Raw genomic sequence first — 16,046 nt, forward strand, 5'->3', positions numbered from 1 at the left:
CTCCATGTAAATAGCTCTATTTCAATCAATTTACAGCTTTCTTAGCCATTAAACAAGTGCCTAATTCAATAGTGTTAAAAGGTGGGAGGCTTACCAAAGGGACTTGCCCTATCACCGTGCTCTGAACAAAGGTTTCGCCGGCTCCCTGGGCATTTGCAGCAGTTAAGGAAATCTGGTAGGTTCCAGGTTTGGTGAAAGTCACCACCGGGTTTCTTTCGGTAGAAGTTGCGGGAGAAGCCCCCGGAAAACTCCATTCCCAGGATTCAGGATCGCCAAGGGAAGAGTCGTAAAACTGAACCGGCGGCCCTGCACATACTGCTCCTGCTGTTGAGAACACCGAGACAGGCGCCATAGGTGGAAATATAGTTTTCAGAGGTACCTGAAAGATAAACTGATTTGACTGGTATTCTGACATGGACTTGACCTCTATGTCCTGCCCCAACAATTGGCCACTGTTGTGCAGGGTAGCGAATGCAACCTGGTCTGTATTGTTCTGGAAGGCAATCAAGGGGTGCGCGTAGCTGTAGTTAGGAGGAATAGAATTGGCAATGGTCGCAATCCGGACACTGGCTCCTGCCAGGGTGTCAGTGATCCCGATAAAATTCTCCTGCTCCACTTTCAACTGATTGGCAAAAACGTTTCCTGCCAACCGATTGTATCTTAAGGTAGCAGCATGGTATGCTCCACCAAGAAAAACAATTTTCCCATCCTTCAGATCCATGCCATTCAGGGTAAACATGCTAACAGGAGCTATTTGCCTGATCCACCGGTGCCCGCCCTGGCTGTTAATTTTGCAGATAAAAAAATCTCTGTAGTAGTTTAATGCAGTCAGCTTGTCCTGGTTAAAGGCAAAGCCACCGGAGAACTCACCTATAACATACAGATTGCCGTTCTCATCAATTTTCATAAACCTTGGAAAAGTCTGCAGTTGTTTTGTCCCTACCTGTACCAACTCGTCAGAGCTTAGCAGTAAGGTACCATCTGAGCTATACTTGTCCACCACGAGGTTCTCATGCCGCACTCCCCACACATTACCCTCCGAATCTGTTTCTATATCGGCATAACCTGTTTTCTTCTCCCATACCAAGGCTCCATCCGCACTGAACTTGCAGAGACTCATGTCACTGCTGGCATAAACATTGAAGTCTTTGTCTAAGGTTAAATTAACGTTCCAGTTGTTGTACTGCGCCAGGTAGTTGTTGTGCCATTGCAGGAGTCCATTTTTATTGTATTTCACAACTACTACCGAATAAAAGCCATTCCCTTTATGCGGAGGATCAAAGGTTATATGCTTACCATCGGTGGAGTAGATGCGAATGTCGTCGACGTGCTCGTAGTGGTAGTAAGTGAAATAAATGTTGCCCTCTGAATCAGTTACCAGGTCGCCACCTCTGGCCCGATCGGACTGATGCCGGAGTTGAGTAGACCACTGCAGCGTGCCTTTGGCATTATACTTCATTAATATGTGCCGGTTGTTATAGCCGGGCTCGTTACTTAACGACAGATCTATGCTATCGCCGCGATTGCTGTAAGCACCAGCCTTATGGTCTTCCGGAAGATGAGAAATATTTTCTTCCTGATACAGGACATAGCGGTTGTCATGGGCATCGTGCACGACACCCAGCACCTGCGAAATCCGATAGTAGCTGGAGTAAACCGAATAATTGACAGCTGTCTCCTCCACAGGGGCAATCACATTTACTTTTACTGTGAGCGAATCCCGGCATCCCTCCACTCCTGTAGCGATCAACTTGATAGCATAGGTGCCGATTTTGCTGAACGTGACCGGTGGCGGGTCTTTCTCCGTTGATTCTGCAACAGAAGTCGCAGGCCCGAAAGACCATCGGTAGCCTCCCCCGGCATGCTCAGATGTATTAAAGAATTCGATAGCCTCCCCCACTTCAGGGTTATGACTCGTGATGGCAAAGTGCGCCAGCGGCCCCGACACGTCGATTGTCACGGTTTGCTTCAGAGCGACCGTACAGGAGTTATGGTTGCCGACCACAGAAAAGGTGGAAGTTTCGAGGAGCACTCCTGTTGGCAAAAACAGGGTATCGCCGTTCCCCAACTGCGGGCCGCCGATATTCTTGTTTCCTTTCTTCAACTGATAGAGAACCCCCGGATCAGAATTCAGGACGTAAACCTGGGCAGCGTTCTTCCTACAGACAAACGGAGTCCTGGTACCTACAGGCTGTGCCGGATCTACAAATAGTTTAAAGTTGAACTCCTTGGTAAGCGTATCGGAACCGCACTCCGACGCGTAGATTCCTTTAACGATCAACCTGGTGTCATCTCTCACCGTGACCTGGCCTACCGATACAAAGCTGGAGGCACGGGTTGCCGTTGTGACCAGTTTGCCATCCATCCAGAACTGATAGCTCACCCCGGGTTCGGCATTCATCACTCTTACTTTGGTGTACCCTCCGTAGCACACCGTTTCCTGATCTGCCTCCAGGTAAAAATCATTCACCTTGGGAACAGGCCGAACCGTGACTTTTTTGGTGCGGGAGCCTCCACAAACGGTATAGGTCAGCACATGCTCGCCTGGCCCTGAGACAGCAGGGTCAAAATTCCCCTCAGGACTTACGCCTTTGCCGGTCCAGCTTCCGCCCAAAGGCGAAAAGTCGGTTAGCGCAAAAGCAGATGTGCCGGAACACACGGATTCATTGTATCCTGCAAAAGTGCTTGTCCCAGAAACGGTCGTAATCTCAAAGGCGTCGGAATACCTGGATAAGCAGCCCTGTTCATCTTTTACTCTTAACCGGTAGCGTCCGAAGCCTGACACCGTAATCTTCTGTGTCGTTTCGCCCGTGCTCCATTCATACCCGGCCATTCCGGCCGGACCTGCCACCTCAACGTTTTCGCCATGGCAAAGATAAGCAGAGCCTTTCACTGATAATTCAGGCTTGGAACCCGCTGGCAACTCGACTTTGATGTGGGCCGTGTTGGGCAGGAAACGACTCACGCAGCCCTGTTTACTCGCCCTGATCTTGACGGTATTGTTGCCTGGAGAAAGCATGCCTTTGGGTATGGCCAATGTTATAGCCCCTCCTCCGGCCATAGCACCGCCCAGTGGTTTACTCCCGATATAGGCCTCATACAGCACGCCTCTCTCCGTGACCGGGAGTATAACCGTGGCATCCTGGCCGTTACAGACGCTGCTGCCGTCTACCTTTAAATTAACAGCGGGAGGCGAACAGGCCGCATCGCTTTGCTGATGGTACAGGAAACCGGCATCCGAGGCGCCGTTGCCGGTTGTCCAGGCGCCGCCGGCAATAAGGATGCTACCCTCGTGCAGCATTTGCACGGTAGCATTGTGCGCGCCAATATAAGTAAGCTTATCGGCTGACCATGTTCCTTTTTCAGGATCATAGATCTGTATGGTCTTCGTGTCGGTAGGAGCAAAGAGGTCACCTAAACTGTAAAGCAGTACTTTCCCGTCCTCCAGCATCACCATCCTCACCACGCCCACATTGGTAGCAGTGTTTCCTGTGCTGGAGAATGACTGCCAAAAAGGATCGTACAGTTCTGCGCTAACCTGATCGCTGTAGTTCAGGGATTGCGTTCCTACTATCAGGATCTTTCCGGATTTGAGCTGAATCATGGAGTGGAAGAAATGCCTTCTGGCGGTGAAGGAATTAAGTAGCGTCCATCGCAGGGTCTGCGGGTTAAATATCTCGGCTTGTCTCGGAGTCAGCTCTCCGCCCATTGCCAGCACTGTACCGTTGTTAAGGAGCAGCATCGCCATGCCAGCCCCGTGCTCCAGTTGCATGTCGCCTGTTGGGATCCAGACATCGTCGTACGGGTCGTACAGCTCCGACTTTTTGCCCCTTGCCCCACCCGCGGCCAGCACTGTTCCGTCACGAAGTGTAGCGGCTGCGTGTTGCATTCGCGGGGTAGCCATAGGGCTTGCCTGCTGCCATCTGCCGGTGGCAGCATCGTAGCGCTCACAAGTAGCCATACTGGCTGAACTTTGGTCCATCCCTCCTATTGCCAGCACATTTCCGTCGTGGAGCAGTACCGAGGCAAGATAATCCCGTTCCTGGTGCATGCTGCCGGTAAAGGACCAGGATTTGGTGTTGGGGTTATACAGCTCCGCAGAAGAGAACCTTTTCAGGTCCGAAAACCGGTGGTTATTCCCGCCAAACACAAGCACCTGCCCATCGGGGAGCAACTGCGACTCATGCGTTACCCGCGCCACCTGCAGCGGGCCTATGGGTGAGGCGGATTGTGAGAAAGAGGTGAAAGCAAAAAGTAAAAAGAAGAGGATGTGTAAGCTTTTAACCATATAAAAACAAATAGGGGGCTGCCTTACTTCTTGGACAGTATGGAATGTGCAATCATAGATGAATCCTGCCAATTAGCAATAAGAGCCTGCAAATATACAAATTCTTTTAGCTGATAGAGTTCAAAAGAATGGGAAAAGAAGAAATTTCAAAGATGCTGTTATAACTATCTCTTCTACCTATTGAGCTTACCTCGACAACTGAGGGATGGACATATAATATTATATAATATTATATAATAGGATATGGCGATCAAGAGCGCCCATGAGAGTCAAAACAAAAGGGAATAGAACAAAGGTCTATTTTTGATGGCCATTTGGAAGGCAGCCACCGTAGTCGTGCTCGCCTGCATCGCCTTGCTCAGTGCCCAACCCACCACTTCCCTGTCAGCCAGGTCCAGTATGACCGTCAGTTATAGCCGGCCTTCCCTGGTTTTGAAGTAAGTGAGATCTAAGGCCCTCTTCTCTGTCGGCCTTACCGCTTGAAAATCTCCTGCCATGTGGTTTTCAGCTACGACCGGAGCCGGTGGTCTGAACCTTGTGTTTGCTCCTTGTAAAGCTCTGTAGGTGGTGTTTTTGCATAACACGAGCTGCCCTTTGATGGGATGCCTGGATGCCCTGCTCCCTGAGCTCCTGCTCTTTAAGCCCCCGCAGACTGAGCGGGTGATGTTTTGCCGCCTAAAGGCAACCCGATGAACAGATGTTTGGCACCGTACTTAGGATAGTAATGTCATTTCTTTTTCCCTTGTGTAGAGAACCTTATGGCGATGAGATTGCCTGTGACTGAGTAAACTTCTTTGTTAACGCCTTGAGGCAGTCAACGAAAAAGCAGGAAGCCAAGGGAATAAGCCATGTAAATGGCTGCCTTTCTCAGGCACGGTTTTATTCAGGTAAACTAAGAGACAATTTATGTAGCTATAATTTTATACCAGTTTGGTTTGGGTAAATGCTTATGAAGGTCAGGCAGTAAGCGCCATTTTCATCAAGGTCAGAACTTCTCTACCGTCCCGGCTACTCATCCCATGAAACAAAATCAAGATTTAATTGGTGAGACGGCAGAATGGAAAACTAAACCTCTACAGGCTTCATTTCTAGACACTGTCGCTTCTACCTTTCTCAAGCTCAATATATCGGCCGTTTTAAGAGATATGGCAAGTGCAATATATACCGGTAAATTTCCTATATTTAGTAAGGAATATGATACTGTATTTAAAACTCGCAGTTTAAACCACCTGTGTACAAAGGTATTCTCCTACTAGCAAGCCATTAACATTACTCAAGTGTAAGCTATGTCGAAGCTAAGAACCTCTATTTTGATGCTTATGGCCTTCTTATTGGTAGGCCCATCCAATGCTAATCCGCTGCAGGCAACTGTTATTAATAGAAGTACAGAAAAAAAAGTCTTTTTATATTACAAAAATGTTTTCTTAGAACAGAACAACTATACCCTTTCTCCTAATGATACGCTGAATGTAGCCTTTGACGATGACGCCTTCTCGCCTGTGTTAGTAAGCACACCTGTAGGAAATAAACATGGAGCAGGAATATTTCTTATGCCTGGGGACACGGTCTATATCAGCTATAATGAAGCAGAAGATAACTATGATTATACTGGCAGCCATCCTGTTGAATTAGCACTTGCCAAGAAACTGGGACAAGCCCGGTTTAGTTTGGTAGGGCCCTATGACCAGGTTGCCTACGGAAGCAAGATGAAGTTCGAGTATTTCCTGGAAGAATGTCGTAAGGTTAGGTCCGAAAGCGAAGACTATATCAATGAGCTGAATTCTACCCATGGTGTCAGGCCAACGTTCAAGGCTCATTTAGAAAGGGAAATACAACTGCGCGTGTTTTCTATTCTCTTGCTTCCTGCCATCTTGCAAAACCCGAAGGAAGTTGTTCGCCCTTATCCACAGTTTTACCAGGATACAGTTAGGACCTATACACAAATTTTACAAGAGCAGGAGTCTCTTTCTGAGAATGCCTCAGAGCGATTACTCTACGCGATGAGTGGATATGCTATGTTTATAGCAGCTCTAGAAGGACGATACGGTGACTTTAAGGTACAGTATGAAATCGCCAAAAGGGAGTATACTGGCTATCAGCGGGAATGGGTTTGCTTTACTGCACTCAAGGCTGCCCAGAAATCTAACACCGGAGTAAATGCTTTGATCCGCGATTATCAAACTTGGGCGCAGTCAGAAAGTAAGTTTGTGAGGAAACTGATGATGGCTAAAGAGCTTAATGAAGTAGCTTTTCTTCATGAGGCTGAACTGAATGATCCTTTCATAACCCTAAACAATGAGCAGACAAGCCTTTTTGAAATAATAAGTAAAAACAGAGGCAAGGTAATATTTCTAGACTTATGGGCAAGCTGGTGTATGCCGTGCCTGATTCAGTTCCCTGCCTCCCTGCAGATGAGAGAGCAGTATGGCGAAGAAGATTTGGCAGTGATTTATCTGTCTGTTGACACAGATCATGAAAAGTGGCTAGAAGCCTCTGCCAAACATCTATGGAATGTGTCTTGTCCGGAAAAAAGTTGACCATAAAATGGAGTTGCTACCTTTGACTGGAGACCTTTTTATGGCAGATTTAATTTAAAGCTTAAATTTGAAAAAGATGGATAGACGTGTATTTGACGCCTCCTTTAAACGAATGGCCATTGACCTTTCCCATGCGAGAGGATCAGTAAAAGCGGTAGCAGACGAGTTGGGTATAGATCCGGGTCGTCTGAGCAAGTGGCGGCAGAAGGACAGCTCAACGGTAAGATCTACCGAAGGATTAAATGACGAGCAGAAAGAGATTAAGCGGCTACAAAAAGAGTTGAAGGAGGCGCAGTTGGAGCGCGATAGATCCGATGCTGACGCACGTCTGCTGGTTTAAAAAAGGCCATCAACATCTTCTCCAGGGGAGACGGGCGGTATACGGATTCATAAAGGAGCACCGCAACCAGTTTCCCGTTGAGAAGATGTGCCGCGTACTTAAAGTCAGTGCCAGTGGTTACTACTATTGGCTTCAAAATCCTGTAGGTCTGCGGGAGCAGAAAGAGCAGCAACTCGTGGCGCAGATCAAGGAGGTGTATCAGCAGAGCAAGTGTCGCTACGGAAGCCCCAGGATCAGTTTTGAACTTGGGGAGCAGGGAATCCGGGCCTCCCGCCCAAGAGTAGCCCGTCTCATGCAGAAACATCAGATACAGAGCATCATCAGAAAGAAGTACCGTGTACAGACTACTGACTCCAGTCATGTCTTTACCGTGGCAGAGAACCATTTGGCAAGGGATTTTCAAGCGGAAAGGCCGGCCGAGAAGTGGGTGTCCGATCTGACCTACATCAGGACGCTGGAAGGTTGGCTGTACCTGACGATCGTGCTGGACCTGGCAGACAGGAAAGTGGTGGGCTGGGCCCTGAGCGAGACGATGGAGGCGGAGACGACCACGGTGGCTGCCTTTCAGATGGCTGTCAGAAACAGGCCCCTGTTCCTTTCCCTTTTGTTTCACTCTGACCGGGGCGTGCAATATGCCTGCAGTGCCTTCCGGGAGCAATTAATAGGCAAGCCGGTCGTGCAGAGTATGAGCAGGAAAGGCAATTGCTGGGACAATGCTGTGGCAGAGAGCTTCTTTAAAACAATGAAAACAGAGATGGTCTACCACCACCAGTTTGCTACCAGACAGGAAGCAAAGCTGGCCATCTTTGAATATATCGAAGGTTTTTATAACAGGAAAAGGAGGCACTCTAAACTGGGTTACCTGACCCCGTGCCAGTATGAAAACCTCCTAAACAATCAAACAGTGGCCGCCTGAAAAAAGTCTCCAGTAAAACATTGCAATTCCAGTATGTCTTTACTAAATGTTGAGGGGTGACCATTCCTGCGCCCATAGGATCTCTGCTCACATCCTCGAGATAAAGAAAGTTTGCCTCTCTTTCAAAAGCACTGTGCATGTTAGAGAATATCTCTGTTTTTACATTTAGCGGCCCGTGGATTTCTTTGTAGATACTATTTTTGCCTGCGTAGCCTTCGCCATTTAATTTTGCTATCGCCCTGATGAGTATTCCCCCATGGCATTTACCATTACCGAAATTGATGTCAATGCCGGAACCATGAAAATACCATTTTCCCATCTGGAGTTGTGCCTCATGCCTATGAGCATACACGTCCTCAAAGCAGCCTGGAGCAAAGTAGTAGAACTCAATGTCTATCAGCCGGTAATAATCATTGTTCACCACCAGTACATAATTTTTGAGTAATGTGTTAGCAATTCTATGAAAGCCTGCTTCTATAGTCTCTTTTGTTGCGTTATTTATTTCAAGAAAAGTCATTAATAATTATTGCATTTTTGGAACATGGTTTTACTTATTTAATCCTCCAGGTTGTGGTACTTGTCTCTGCCACATCAATGTCAGCTGGTTAAAAGACCGGAGCTGCATCATTGGTACTCCTCAACATGTCGGCTTCGTAAACTGGGTAGTCATGACGCTAGGAGCGGATGGTAAGCTCACGATAGGAGTAGTCAATGTTTAATATCTTCTTTAATTCTACTCCTGTGGCCCCGGCGAATAAAGCAGCATTCTCTTTACTCCCATTCGTGGGTGGAGGCGCTGAAGGAGAGTACAGTGATGTCGGGTGGCACGGGCAGCTTGCCTTTGCCTGTGATATAAAGTTTTTGCCCCATTGCCAGCGATTTAGTGCATCAATATAAGGATTTTTTAATATTAAAATACCCCACCTTTAGCATTTACATGTATTTATGTGTTAATTTAAATTTTGAGATAAGTAAACCTGATAAACCTGAATAGCTGTGTGCGGAAGATACTCCTACATTTCAAAGAGAGAGTAATCGTGGACTTTTATTCTTTATTGCACTGGAGGAAGAGCTTTGGCTTTCCTGAGAATCTTCTTTGCAGAAGCCTTACTCCAGTAGAAAGGTGAAGGCATATCTCGTTTCTCATCTGGTTAGTTCATCTTCCAATGATTCGACAGAGGAGCTTTAACCAACGGCAGAGCAGGGAAGCCTGCTTTAGTGTTGAAGGATTTGCTCTGATGTAGAATGAATTACTGTTATATTGGCATATATGCCATGAAAATTTGAAAGTACATCTAAAATATGAAGGTGTTTTAAAAGGGTAATGAAAGCAGTTTTGCAGCAGGGTCAGAAGATTATAATTTCCTGGTAGGACCATGAGAACATTCTCAACTATAAAAGAGTTGTTGGCAATGCTCAGTCGTGAGCAGAAACTAATCACAGAGATTTTTGAAAAACGCAAGATGTTGTCATATAAATATGACTATGCGCTGGAAGTGGTAGATTACAATGCTGACAAAATTCAGGCGCTCCTGGAATATTCTGTTATAAGGGAAAACGGTCCTTTCCTGGAATTAGATGACCAGTATTTGCATTTCTTTGAGCAGATATTGGAAGTGAATGAAGAAATTAATGTTTCCTACATACAGGAGAACCTGGAGTCCATCCGGCAGAATATCATTTATTACCTGAAAGAAAATAACGAAAACCGGAAATATAGTTATCTGCGTGCCATCAAAAGTTCTCTACGCAAGACGGGTGTTATAGCTATCCGGAACGTGGTAGATCTGAAACGGAATATTGACAATACGTTTAAAAATGAACCTAACTATAAGGTAAAAAAAGTAAAGCTGGAGCACCTGGATGTCAAGCGGAGCGATATTAGCGTGCTGGTAGATATGACTGAAAAGCTGGTGTCGGATGAGGAGGAACAAACATTTTTTAAAGTTGCTATAGACGAGGAACTCCAGCAGGTAATTCTCAGGCTTAAGCTCCAGCTAAATGAGTGCCGACATAACCTGATAGAGATTCAGCATCAAATAATTGAGTTTCTGAATCAGCTGAAATACCAGAGTGGCCTGGTAGAGAAAATACGGCAACTTAAATACCTGAAGGATCAGTTCGAGCTCAAAAGTAAAACGAATATTATCAAGGTATTGCAGGCGGATAATGCCCTGACCTTTGAGCCAAAACCCACCTACCCTTTAAAACTTTCAATAGAGCAACTCCAGAACGACAGCCAGCTGCTGACTATTGTCCGGAAGGTGGCAAGCCGTATGAGATCAGGTGTTCGGATTAAGCAGCAGCTGGCAGAAAACAGCTTGGAGGAGTACTTAGAAGCTGATACGCAGGAGGTGGTACAGGTAAATCTGGAAGAGGTAAAGAACAGCTTTTTAGCCGGCAGCAACAATCTTTTTGATTTCCTGCAAAGCTATGATTTTGGTGCCCCCTTATCATTTGAAGAATGCCTTACCGTTTATTGCCAGCTTATTTCACAATTTGATTTGCAGTTTGATCTAACGGAGCAGTATCAAACGAGGCAGGAAATAGAATACCTGCTTATATATCCGAAAGCAACATGATAGAAATTCCAAAACAATCGGCCGAAGTTTTCGACATTTTAAGTAGAGGCCAGTTTATCTGCTCCAACAGCAGCAAAACCTACATCCGGAAGTTGTACAATGCCCTTAACCAGGATTTCGATGCCTATCATACTTATTTTATGGGTATCGCCCTGATCTTGGAGGAGGGTAATGAATATTATTACTTCTCTCGGACCGAAAGCAAAGCGGAACTGGATCGGAAACTGGAAATAGCCATGAAATGGATCGACATCGTTGATTTTCTGAAAACCTACGAGCCGAGTTTCGGGGCTGGATTTCGCTTCACGCCATCCAATATCCTCGTCAGGGTATCAGTGGACGCGGATTTGAAGAACAAATTGGAGGGGTTGAAGAAGTATGCTGGCGGAAAGGAAAAACAGGCTGAGATAATTGACAAGGTCCTGGATCAGCTGGAAAAAGATAATTTTATTGAACTTGAAAATGATATCCAGCAGGAGTATAAAACCCTTGCCTCCTTTGATTATTTGGAGCAACTGATTTTAAGCATTAATATTCCTGAAGACTTTCAGAATGAGATACCTGAATAAGATAATTTTTATTAACAGTGCTTTCGTAAATTATGCTGAAATAAGCGTAGACGGAAACGTTCATTTTATCGGAACGCAGGGCATGGGGAAAAGTACCATGTTGCGTGCCATTTTGTTTTTCTACAATGCCGATAAGCTCCGGTTGGGTATTGAAAAAGGAAAGCGGTCCTTCGATGAGTATTATTTCCCCTTTGGCAATTCTTACATCATTTTTGAAATAGCCCGGGAAACCGGTCCTTTTTGTGTGCTTGCCTTCAAATCACAAGGACGGGCTGCCTTTCGTTTTATTGATGGAGCTTATGACAAGCATAATTTTATCGGAAGTGATAAAAAAGCCTTGCCCTGGGAGCTGGTTAGAGGTACATTTCCACGGCATGGCTACTATATCAGGATAGTTGACCGGTATGAGGAATATCGTGATATCCTGTACGGAAACAACAAAGGGCTACCAGCAGAGTTTCGTAAGTATGCCCTGCTTGAAAGCCGCCAATACAAGAACCTGCCCCGTACCATTCAAAACGTGTTTCTAAATTCCAGGCTGGATGCTGAATTTATTAAACAAACCATCATCATGTCACTCAACGAAGAAGATGTGAAGATCGACCTGGACCAGTATGCGTTCCATTTGAGGGACTTCGAAGCGCGGCTTACTGATATCAGCCAATGGAGCACTAAAAACAGGAGTGGCGAAATAGTGGTGCGGGTGCTGGGCAACAGAATCTCCCAATATTATATGGAGATTAATTTTCTTGAAAAAGAAAAAACCAGCTTAATGAAATTGTTATTAGCTTCTCAAAGATATGTGGCAGTTACACATCCCAAAGCTGTAAAGCGCCTGTATGAGGAGCAACTAAAACTTGAAGCAGCACAGAAAAAGGTCGAAGACATTGACCGGAATTATCACCAAAAAATGACAAGAATTACTGCTGCGATAAGTGTGTTGGAGGATAAACTGAAGGAGGCCAAAAAGAAATGGGATTCATATGAAAGGGACAACATCAGCAGCATTATACAGCGGGTCGGGAAGAAAAAGGAGTGGGAGCAAAAGCAGGTTGGCCTGCAGGAAGAAAAAAAGTTGCTATTGGTGCGTTTTAACGAAATATCCAGTAAGTATGAGGCTTTGCTGAAACAGGCCCAGAATCAACTTGAGGTCTTCATTAATTCCCGGAATACCGAAAAAATAATCTGCAAACAAAGCTTTTTGGAACGTAAGGAACAGATCAATAAACAGTTACAGGATATTATATCTGATATTGAGACGGAAAACAAGGAGGTAATAAAAGGTACTGGAAACTCGGTAAGAGAGAAGGAAAATCTAATTCATGATCTTAAACTGCGTAAGCGGGAAATAGAACTTAAAAGGTATTTTGAGAAAGAAATCGTCCAGACAAAAGAGGCTATGAGAGGGACTGAACAGGTTGTGCATAGTGCCGGAGTAGAGATAACGGGTTGGAAAAAGCAGATCGAGACCACACAAAAGCATTGGAACCTGGATGTAGATAGAATGGAAAATGACACGGCTAACCAGGTAGCCAAATTGGAAGAGGCAATACGGGCTTCAGGTAAAAAGATCACTGAAATTGATGCGCTTCTAAACAATAGCAAGCACTCCTTTTATACCTGGTTGCATGAAAATAAGCCGGATTGGGAAAATACAATAGGGAAGGTTATTGATCAGGATCAGGTTTTGTTTCACACAAACTTATCACCTAGAGTTACAGGTCATGACACAGGTTTGCTTTTTGGTGTGGAGATTGAGCTGTCGGAGATAACAAAAAAGGTGAAAAGCATTGCTGATTATGAAGCGGATAAAAAACAGTTAACAGTCAAGATCGAGCAGCTGACAGTACAGATTTCAAACCTCGACCGTAATAAAATTCAAGAACAGGAGAAGCTGAGAAAGAAGTATCAGCCCATGATCCTTCACCTCAAGGATGACATATCCCGCCTGGAATATGAGTCTCAAAAAGCCTTGTCTGGTAAAGATCAGGCTCTACTGAAGCTTAAAGAATGGGAGGCGAAAGCTGCTGAAACAAGAAGAAGCTATATCCAAGCCACTGATAAGGAACTGGAGCAGGCTGAATATGAAAAACAGGTAGCTGAGCTTCAATTAGAAAAACTGGAGAAGAGTTTAAATGCACAGCTAGAGGCCAGGAAGAAAGAAAGAGATTCTAAAATAAAACATGAGCAGTCTGTGCTCCAGGAGAGACTGCTGGAACTGGATCAACAGATTGAAGACGAGCGGCAGCAGGCAGAACAGCGCATGAATGAAATACAGGCACAAAGTAAAAAAGTGCTGAATGAGGAAGGTGCTGATGTGGAGCGGCTTTCATGGATTGAAGAGGAACTGAGAGACCTTGGAGGGGAACTTACCTTTATTGAAAATAACCGCGACAAGGTAGCTGATTTTAATAAGGATAAACGGGAACTGTTCGATCTGGTGGACACCTTTAAAGCGGATAAAAAGCTAAATGAAACCCGTATGCAGGTTGAACAGCAAAAGCATGAGCTGAAGAAGGCGGATCTGTTGGAGAAGGTCAGGGAGTGTACCAAGGCGCTTACTGATCAGAGAAACCATTGCAACCAGATGGAAGAAGACCTGCAGGAATTCGACCGCTTTCAGCATACTGAGGTTTACCAAAGTCTGCACCTGGAATCTTTTGGAAATACGGAAGCAATGCAGCCTCCTAAAAGGCTTATAGAGCTGATCAATGATTTAAATGATAAGAGTTTTAGCCTGAATAACAAGTTGACCAGTATAAGGTCGGATATTAGCAAGTTTCTGAGTAATTTTTCTGTCAACAATATTTTCGGTTTCAAAACTAACCTTATTGAAAATGAAGATTACCTGGACTTTGCGCAAAATCTGAAGGAATTTCTGGAGGAGGATAAAATAGGGGAGTTTGAACGACGTACGAATGAGCATTTCGCTACCCTGATACGGCAGATAGGGAAGGAAACAACTGAACTTGTTTCTAAAGAGGCAGAGATTCAGAAGGTCATAAATGATATTAACAAAGACTTCGAAGCCCGTAATTTTGTTGGTGTGATCAAAAGCATTAATCTGCGCCTGTCAGATAGTGCAAATAAAATGGTTGTGCTGCTACAGGAAATCCGCGCCTTCTACAACGATTACGCTGCTTCGCTAGGTGCAGCTAACCTGTTCAGCACCGGAGATAGTGGACTGAACAATAAAAAAGCTGTGGGCCTGCTCAGGAGTTTTGCTACTGAAATTGCCATTTCCAAGCAGCATGAGGTAAACCTATCCGATACATTTGAACTGGAGTTCCGAATCATGGAAAATGATAATGATAGCGGTTGGGTAGAAAAGCTGGCTAACGTAGGATCGGAAGGTACAGACATCCTGGTAAAAGCCATGATTAATATCATGCTTCTGAACGTATTTAAGGAAAGTGCTTCCAAGCGATTTAAGGAGTTTAGGTTGCATTGTATGATGGACGAGATCGGAAAGCTGCATCCCAACAATGTAAAGGGCATATTGCAATTTGCCAATGACCGCAATATCCTGCTTATCAACAGTTCACCAACTTCTTATAATGCCATGGATTACCGTTATACCTACCTTTTGGCTAAAGACAACCGGAATGTGACTACGGTAAAGAAGCTGGTAAAGAATAACCTGGTGCATGAAACTGTCTAAGGCCGTAGCTTCAAAATTATTACAGCTATGCATGGGTGAGAAGGTCCCCTCGAGTAAGCTGAGGCACCCGCTCGTTTCAGAACTGCTCGTAGAGGGAATCATTGCGGACAGCAGGTCTGGACGAACTAAAAGTATGTTATACGTCCCTCAGCCGGAGTCGCTAAAAGCTTTTCTGTTAAACAGGTTTTCCATTGCCGACCTGGAAACATACATGGAGGCCCTACAGTCAGAAGAAGTTTCGAGGTCGCAATTGGTACACGCAACGGCAGATTCAAAGACTAAAGAGGTAAGGACGTTTCAGGGCTTTCTTGTGAATTGTTACGAGCCAGTGCAGGCCACGCTAAATGGAGTCAATGTTGTAATAGACCCACCCGCTGGCATATTTCAATTCATTTCTGCGTTTGAGGGCTTTGTACCTCATCCGGACATAACCATCGTAGGAGTTGAAAATGCAGAAAATTTTTGCCGGGTGGAAAGCCAGCGGCATTTATTCAAAGACATACAACCACTGTTCGTAAGCCGTTACCCACAGAGCCAAAGCAAAGACTTAATTAGGTGGCTACAAACTATTCCAAATCGCTATCTTCATTTCGGAGATTTTGATTTTGCCGGCATTGGTATTTATATTCATGAATACAAGCGATATCTGGGGGAACGTGCTATCTGGTTTGTTCCGACCGACTTAGAAAATATGCTTAAAAAGTGGGGGAGTCGAAAATTGTATGATGTGCAAAAGATTAATTTAAGTATCAGTCAAATCGAAGAGCCCGGGATTTTATTAACACTAAGATTATTGCACCAATATAAGAGAGGATTAGAACAGGAGGCTCTGATCCTTGAGAATAAATATTAATTGATTTGTTCGAGGTTTAATCAACGTTTCAATAATAGGCAGCTTGAGCGCATTGTAATGGGAGTCAAGCGTAAATTCTGTTCGTTATTAGCTTGATAGAAAACAATAAGTTTGATAAATTTATTCAGGAAATCTGATGATTTTGAGCGAGGGTGAAAAATCGGTTACCCAAGTTATTGATGCTATTTAATACTCTGATTTTAAAAGGTTTACGGAAGGGAGAAAAAACCTACTCTACCCAACTAAAAATTGAGGTTTGAGATTGAGGGTTTTAAAAAAGAACAGGAAAGCAGAACTTTG

At 44.9% G+C, this 16,046-nt stretch carries 9 protein-coding genes; 7 read left to right on the forward strand and 2 right to left on the reverse strand.

Translation table 11 applies throughout. The features are described 5' to 3' along the window. Positions 1-25: 25 nt before the first annotated feature. On the reverse strand, positions 26-4,288 hold the full coding sequence (locus FVR03_RS21215; protein ID WP_147923783.1) for a PKD domain-containing protein: 4,263 nt from the start codon (positions 4,286-4,288) through the stop codon (positions 26-28). Positions 4,289-5,574: 1,286 nt separating this feature from the next. Between FVR03_RS21215 and FVR03_RS21220 the strand changes: the two genes are divergently transcribed. From FVR03_RS21220 to FVR03_RS21230, 3 genes are all read left to right on the forward strand, one after another. Continuing rightward, positions 5,575-6,825 (forward strand): TlpA family protein disulfide reductase, encoded by a 1,251-nt coding sequence (locus FVR03_RS21220; protein ID WP_147923784.1) that lies wholly within the window; start codon positions 5,575-5,577, stop codon positions 6,823-6,825. 76 nt (positions 6,826-6,901) lie between these two features. After that, positions 6,902-7,165, forward strand: coding sequence for a transposase (locus FVR03_RS21225; protein ID WP_147923785.1), 264 nt, complete (start codon positions 6,902-6,904; stop codon positions 7,163-7,165). Next, positions 7,140-8,081, forward strand: a complete 942-nt coding sequence (locus tag FVR03_RS21230; protein WP_147923786.1) for an IS3 family transposase — start codon at positions 7,140-7,142, stop codon at positions 8,079-8,081. The genes FVR03_RS21225 and FVR03_RS21230 overlap by 26 nt, the downstream gene beginning before the upstream one ends. On the opposite strand, the gene FVR03_RS21235 is transcribed toward FVR03_RS21230, so the two are convergent. Next, positions 8,014-8,598, reverse strand: coding sequence for a hypothetical protein (locus tag FVR03_RS21235; protein ID WP_147923787.1), 585 nt, complete (start codon positions 8,596-8,598; stop codon positions 8,014-8,016). The two genes, FVR03_RS21230 and FVR03_RS21235, sit on opposite strands and share 68 nt — an antisense overlap. Before the next feature lie 946 nt (positions 8,599-9,544). Between FVR03_RS21235 and FVR03_RS21245 the strand changes: the two genes are divergently transcribed. The 4 genes from FVR03_RS21245 to FVR03_RS21260 all read left to right on the forward strand — a co-directional run bounded on the left by FVR03_RS21245 (position 9,545) and on the right by FVR03_RS21260 (position 15,746). Next, on the forward strand, positions 9,545-10,663 hold the full coding sequence (locus FVR03_RS21245; protein ID WP_255474341.1) for a hypothetical protein: 1,119 nt from the start codon (positions 9,545-9,547) through the stop codon (positions 10,661-10,663). Next, positions 10,660-11,232, forward strand: coding sequence for a condensin complex protein MksE (locus FVR03_RS21250; protein ID WP_255474342.1), 573 nt, complete (start codon positions 10,660-10,662; stop codon positions 11,230-11,232). Before FVR03_RS21245 ends, FVR03_RS21250 begins: the two co-directional genes overlap by 4 nt. Further along, positions 11,216-14,893 carry an ATP-binding protein gene (locus FVR03_RS21255; RefSeq protein ID WP_147923789.1) on the forward strand — a complete coding sequence of 1,226 codons (3,678 nt, stop codon included), beginning with the start codon at positions 11,216-11,218 and terminating at the stop codon, positions 14,891-14,893. Before FVR03_RS21250 ends, FVR03_RS21255 begins: the two co-directional genes overlap by 17 nt. 211 nt (positions 14,894-15,104) lie before the next feature. Next, positions 15,105-15,746 (forward strand): DUF7281 domain-containing protein, encoded by a 642-nt coding sequence (locus tag FVR03_RS21260; protein ID WP_255474343.1) that lies wholly within the window; start codon positions 15,105-15,107, stop codon positions 15,744-15,746. Positions 15,747-16,046 lie beyond the last annotated feature (300 nt).

The organism is Pontibacter qinzhouensis (assembly GCF_008017455.1).
GTDB lineage: Bacteria > Bacteroidota > Bacteroidia > Cytophagales > Hymenobacteraceae > Pontibacter > Pontibacter qinzhouensis.

Excerpts from the sequence above, each read along its gene's own strand:
- FVR03_RS21215 (WP_147923783.1), bottom strand. The coding sequence starts at position 4,288 with ATGGTTAAAAGCTTACACATCCTCTTCTTTTTACTTTTTGCTTTCACC.
- FVR03_RS21225 (WP_147923785.1), top strand. The coding sequence starts at position 6,902 with ATGGATAGACGTGTATTTGACGCCTCCTTTAAACGAATGGCCATTGAC.
- FVR03_RS21220 (WP_147923784.1), top strand. The coding sequence starts at position 5,575 with ATGTCGAAGCTAAGAACCTCTATTTTGATGCTTATGGCCTTCTTATTG.
- FVR03_RS21260 (WP_255474343.1), top strand. The coding sequence starts at position 15,105 with ATGGAGGCCCTACAGTCAGAAGAAGTTTCGAGGTCGCAATTGGTACAC.
- FVR03_RS21255 (WP_147923789.1), top strand. The coding sequence starts at position 11,216 with ATGAGATACCTGAATAAGATAATTTTTATTAACAGTGCTTTCGTAAAT.
- FVR03_RS21235 (WP_147923787.1), bottom strand. The coding sequence starts at position 8,598 with ATGACTTTTCTTGAAATAAATAACGCAACAAAAGAGACTATAGAAGCA.
- FVR03_RS21230 (WP_147923786.1), top strand. The coding sequence starts at position 7,140 with ATGCTGACGCACGTCTGCTGGTTTAAAAAAGGCCATCAACATCTTCTC.
- FVR03_RS21245 (WP_255474341.1), top strand. The coding sequence starts at position 9,545 with ATGTTGTCATATAAATATGACTATGCGCTGGAAGTGGTAGATTACAAT.
- FVR03_RS21250 (WP_255474342.1), top strand. The coding sequence starts at position 10,660 with ATGATAGAAATTCCAAAACAATCGGCCGAAGTTTTCGACATTTTAAGT.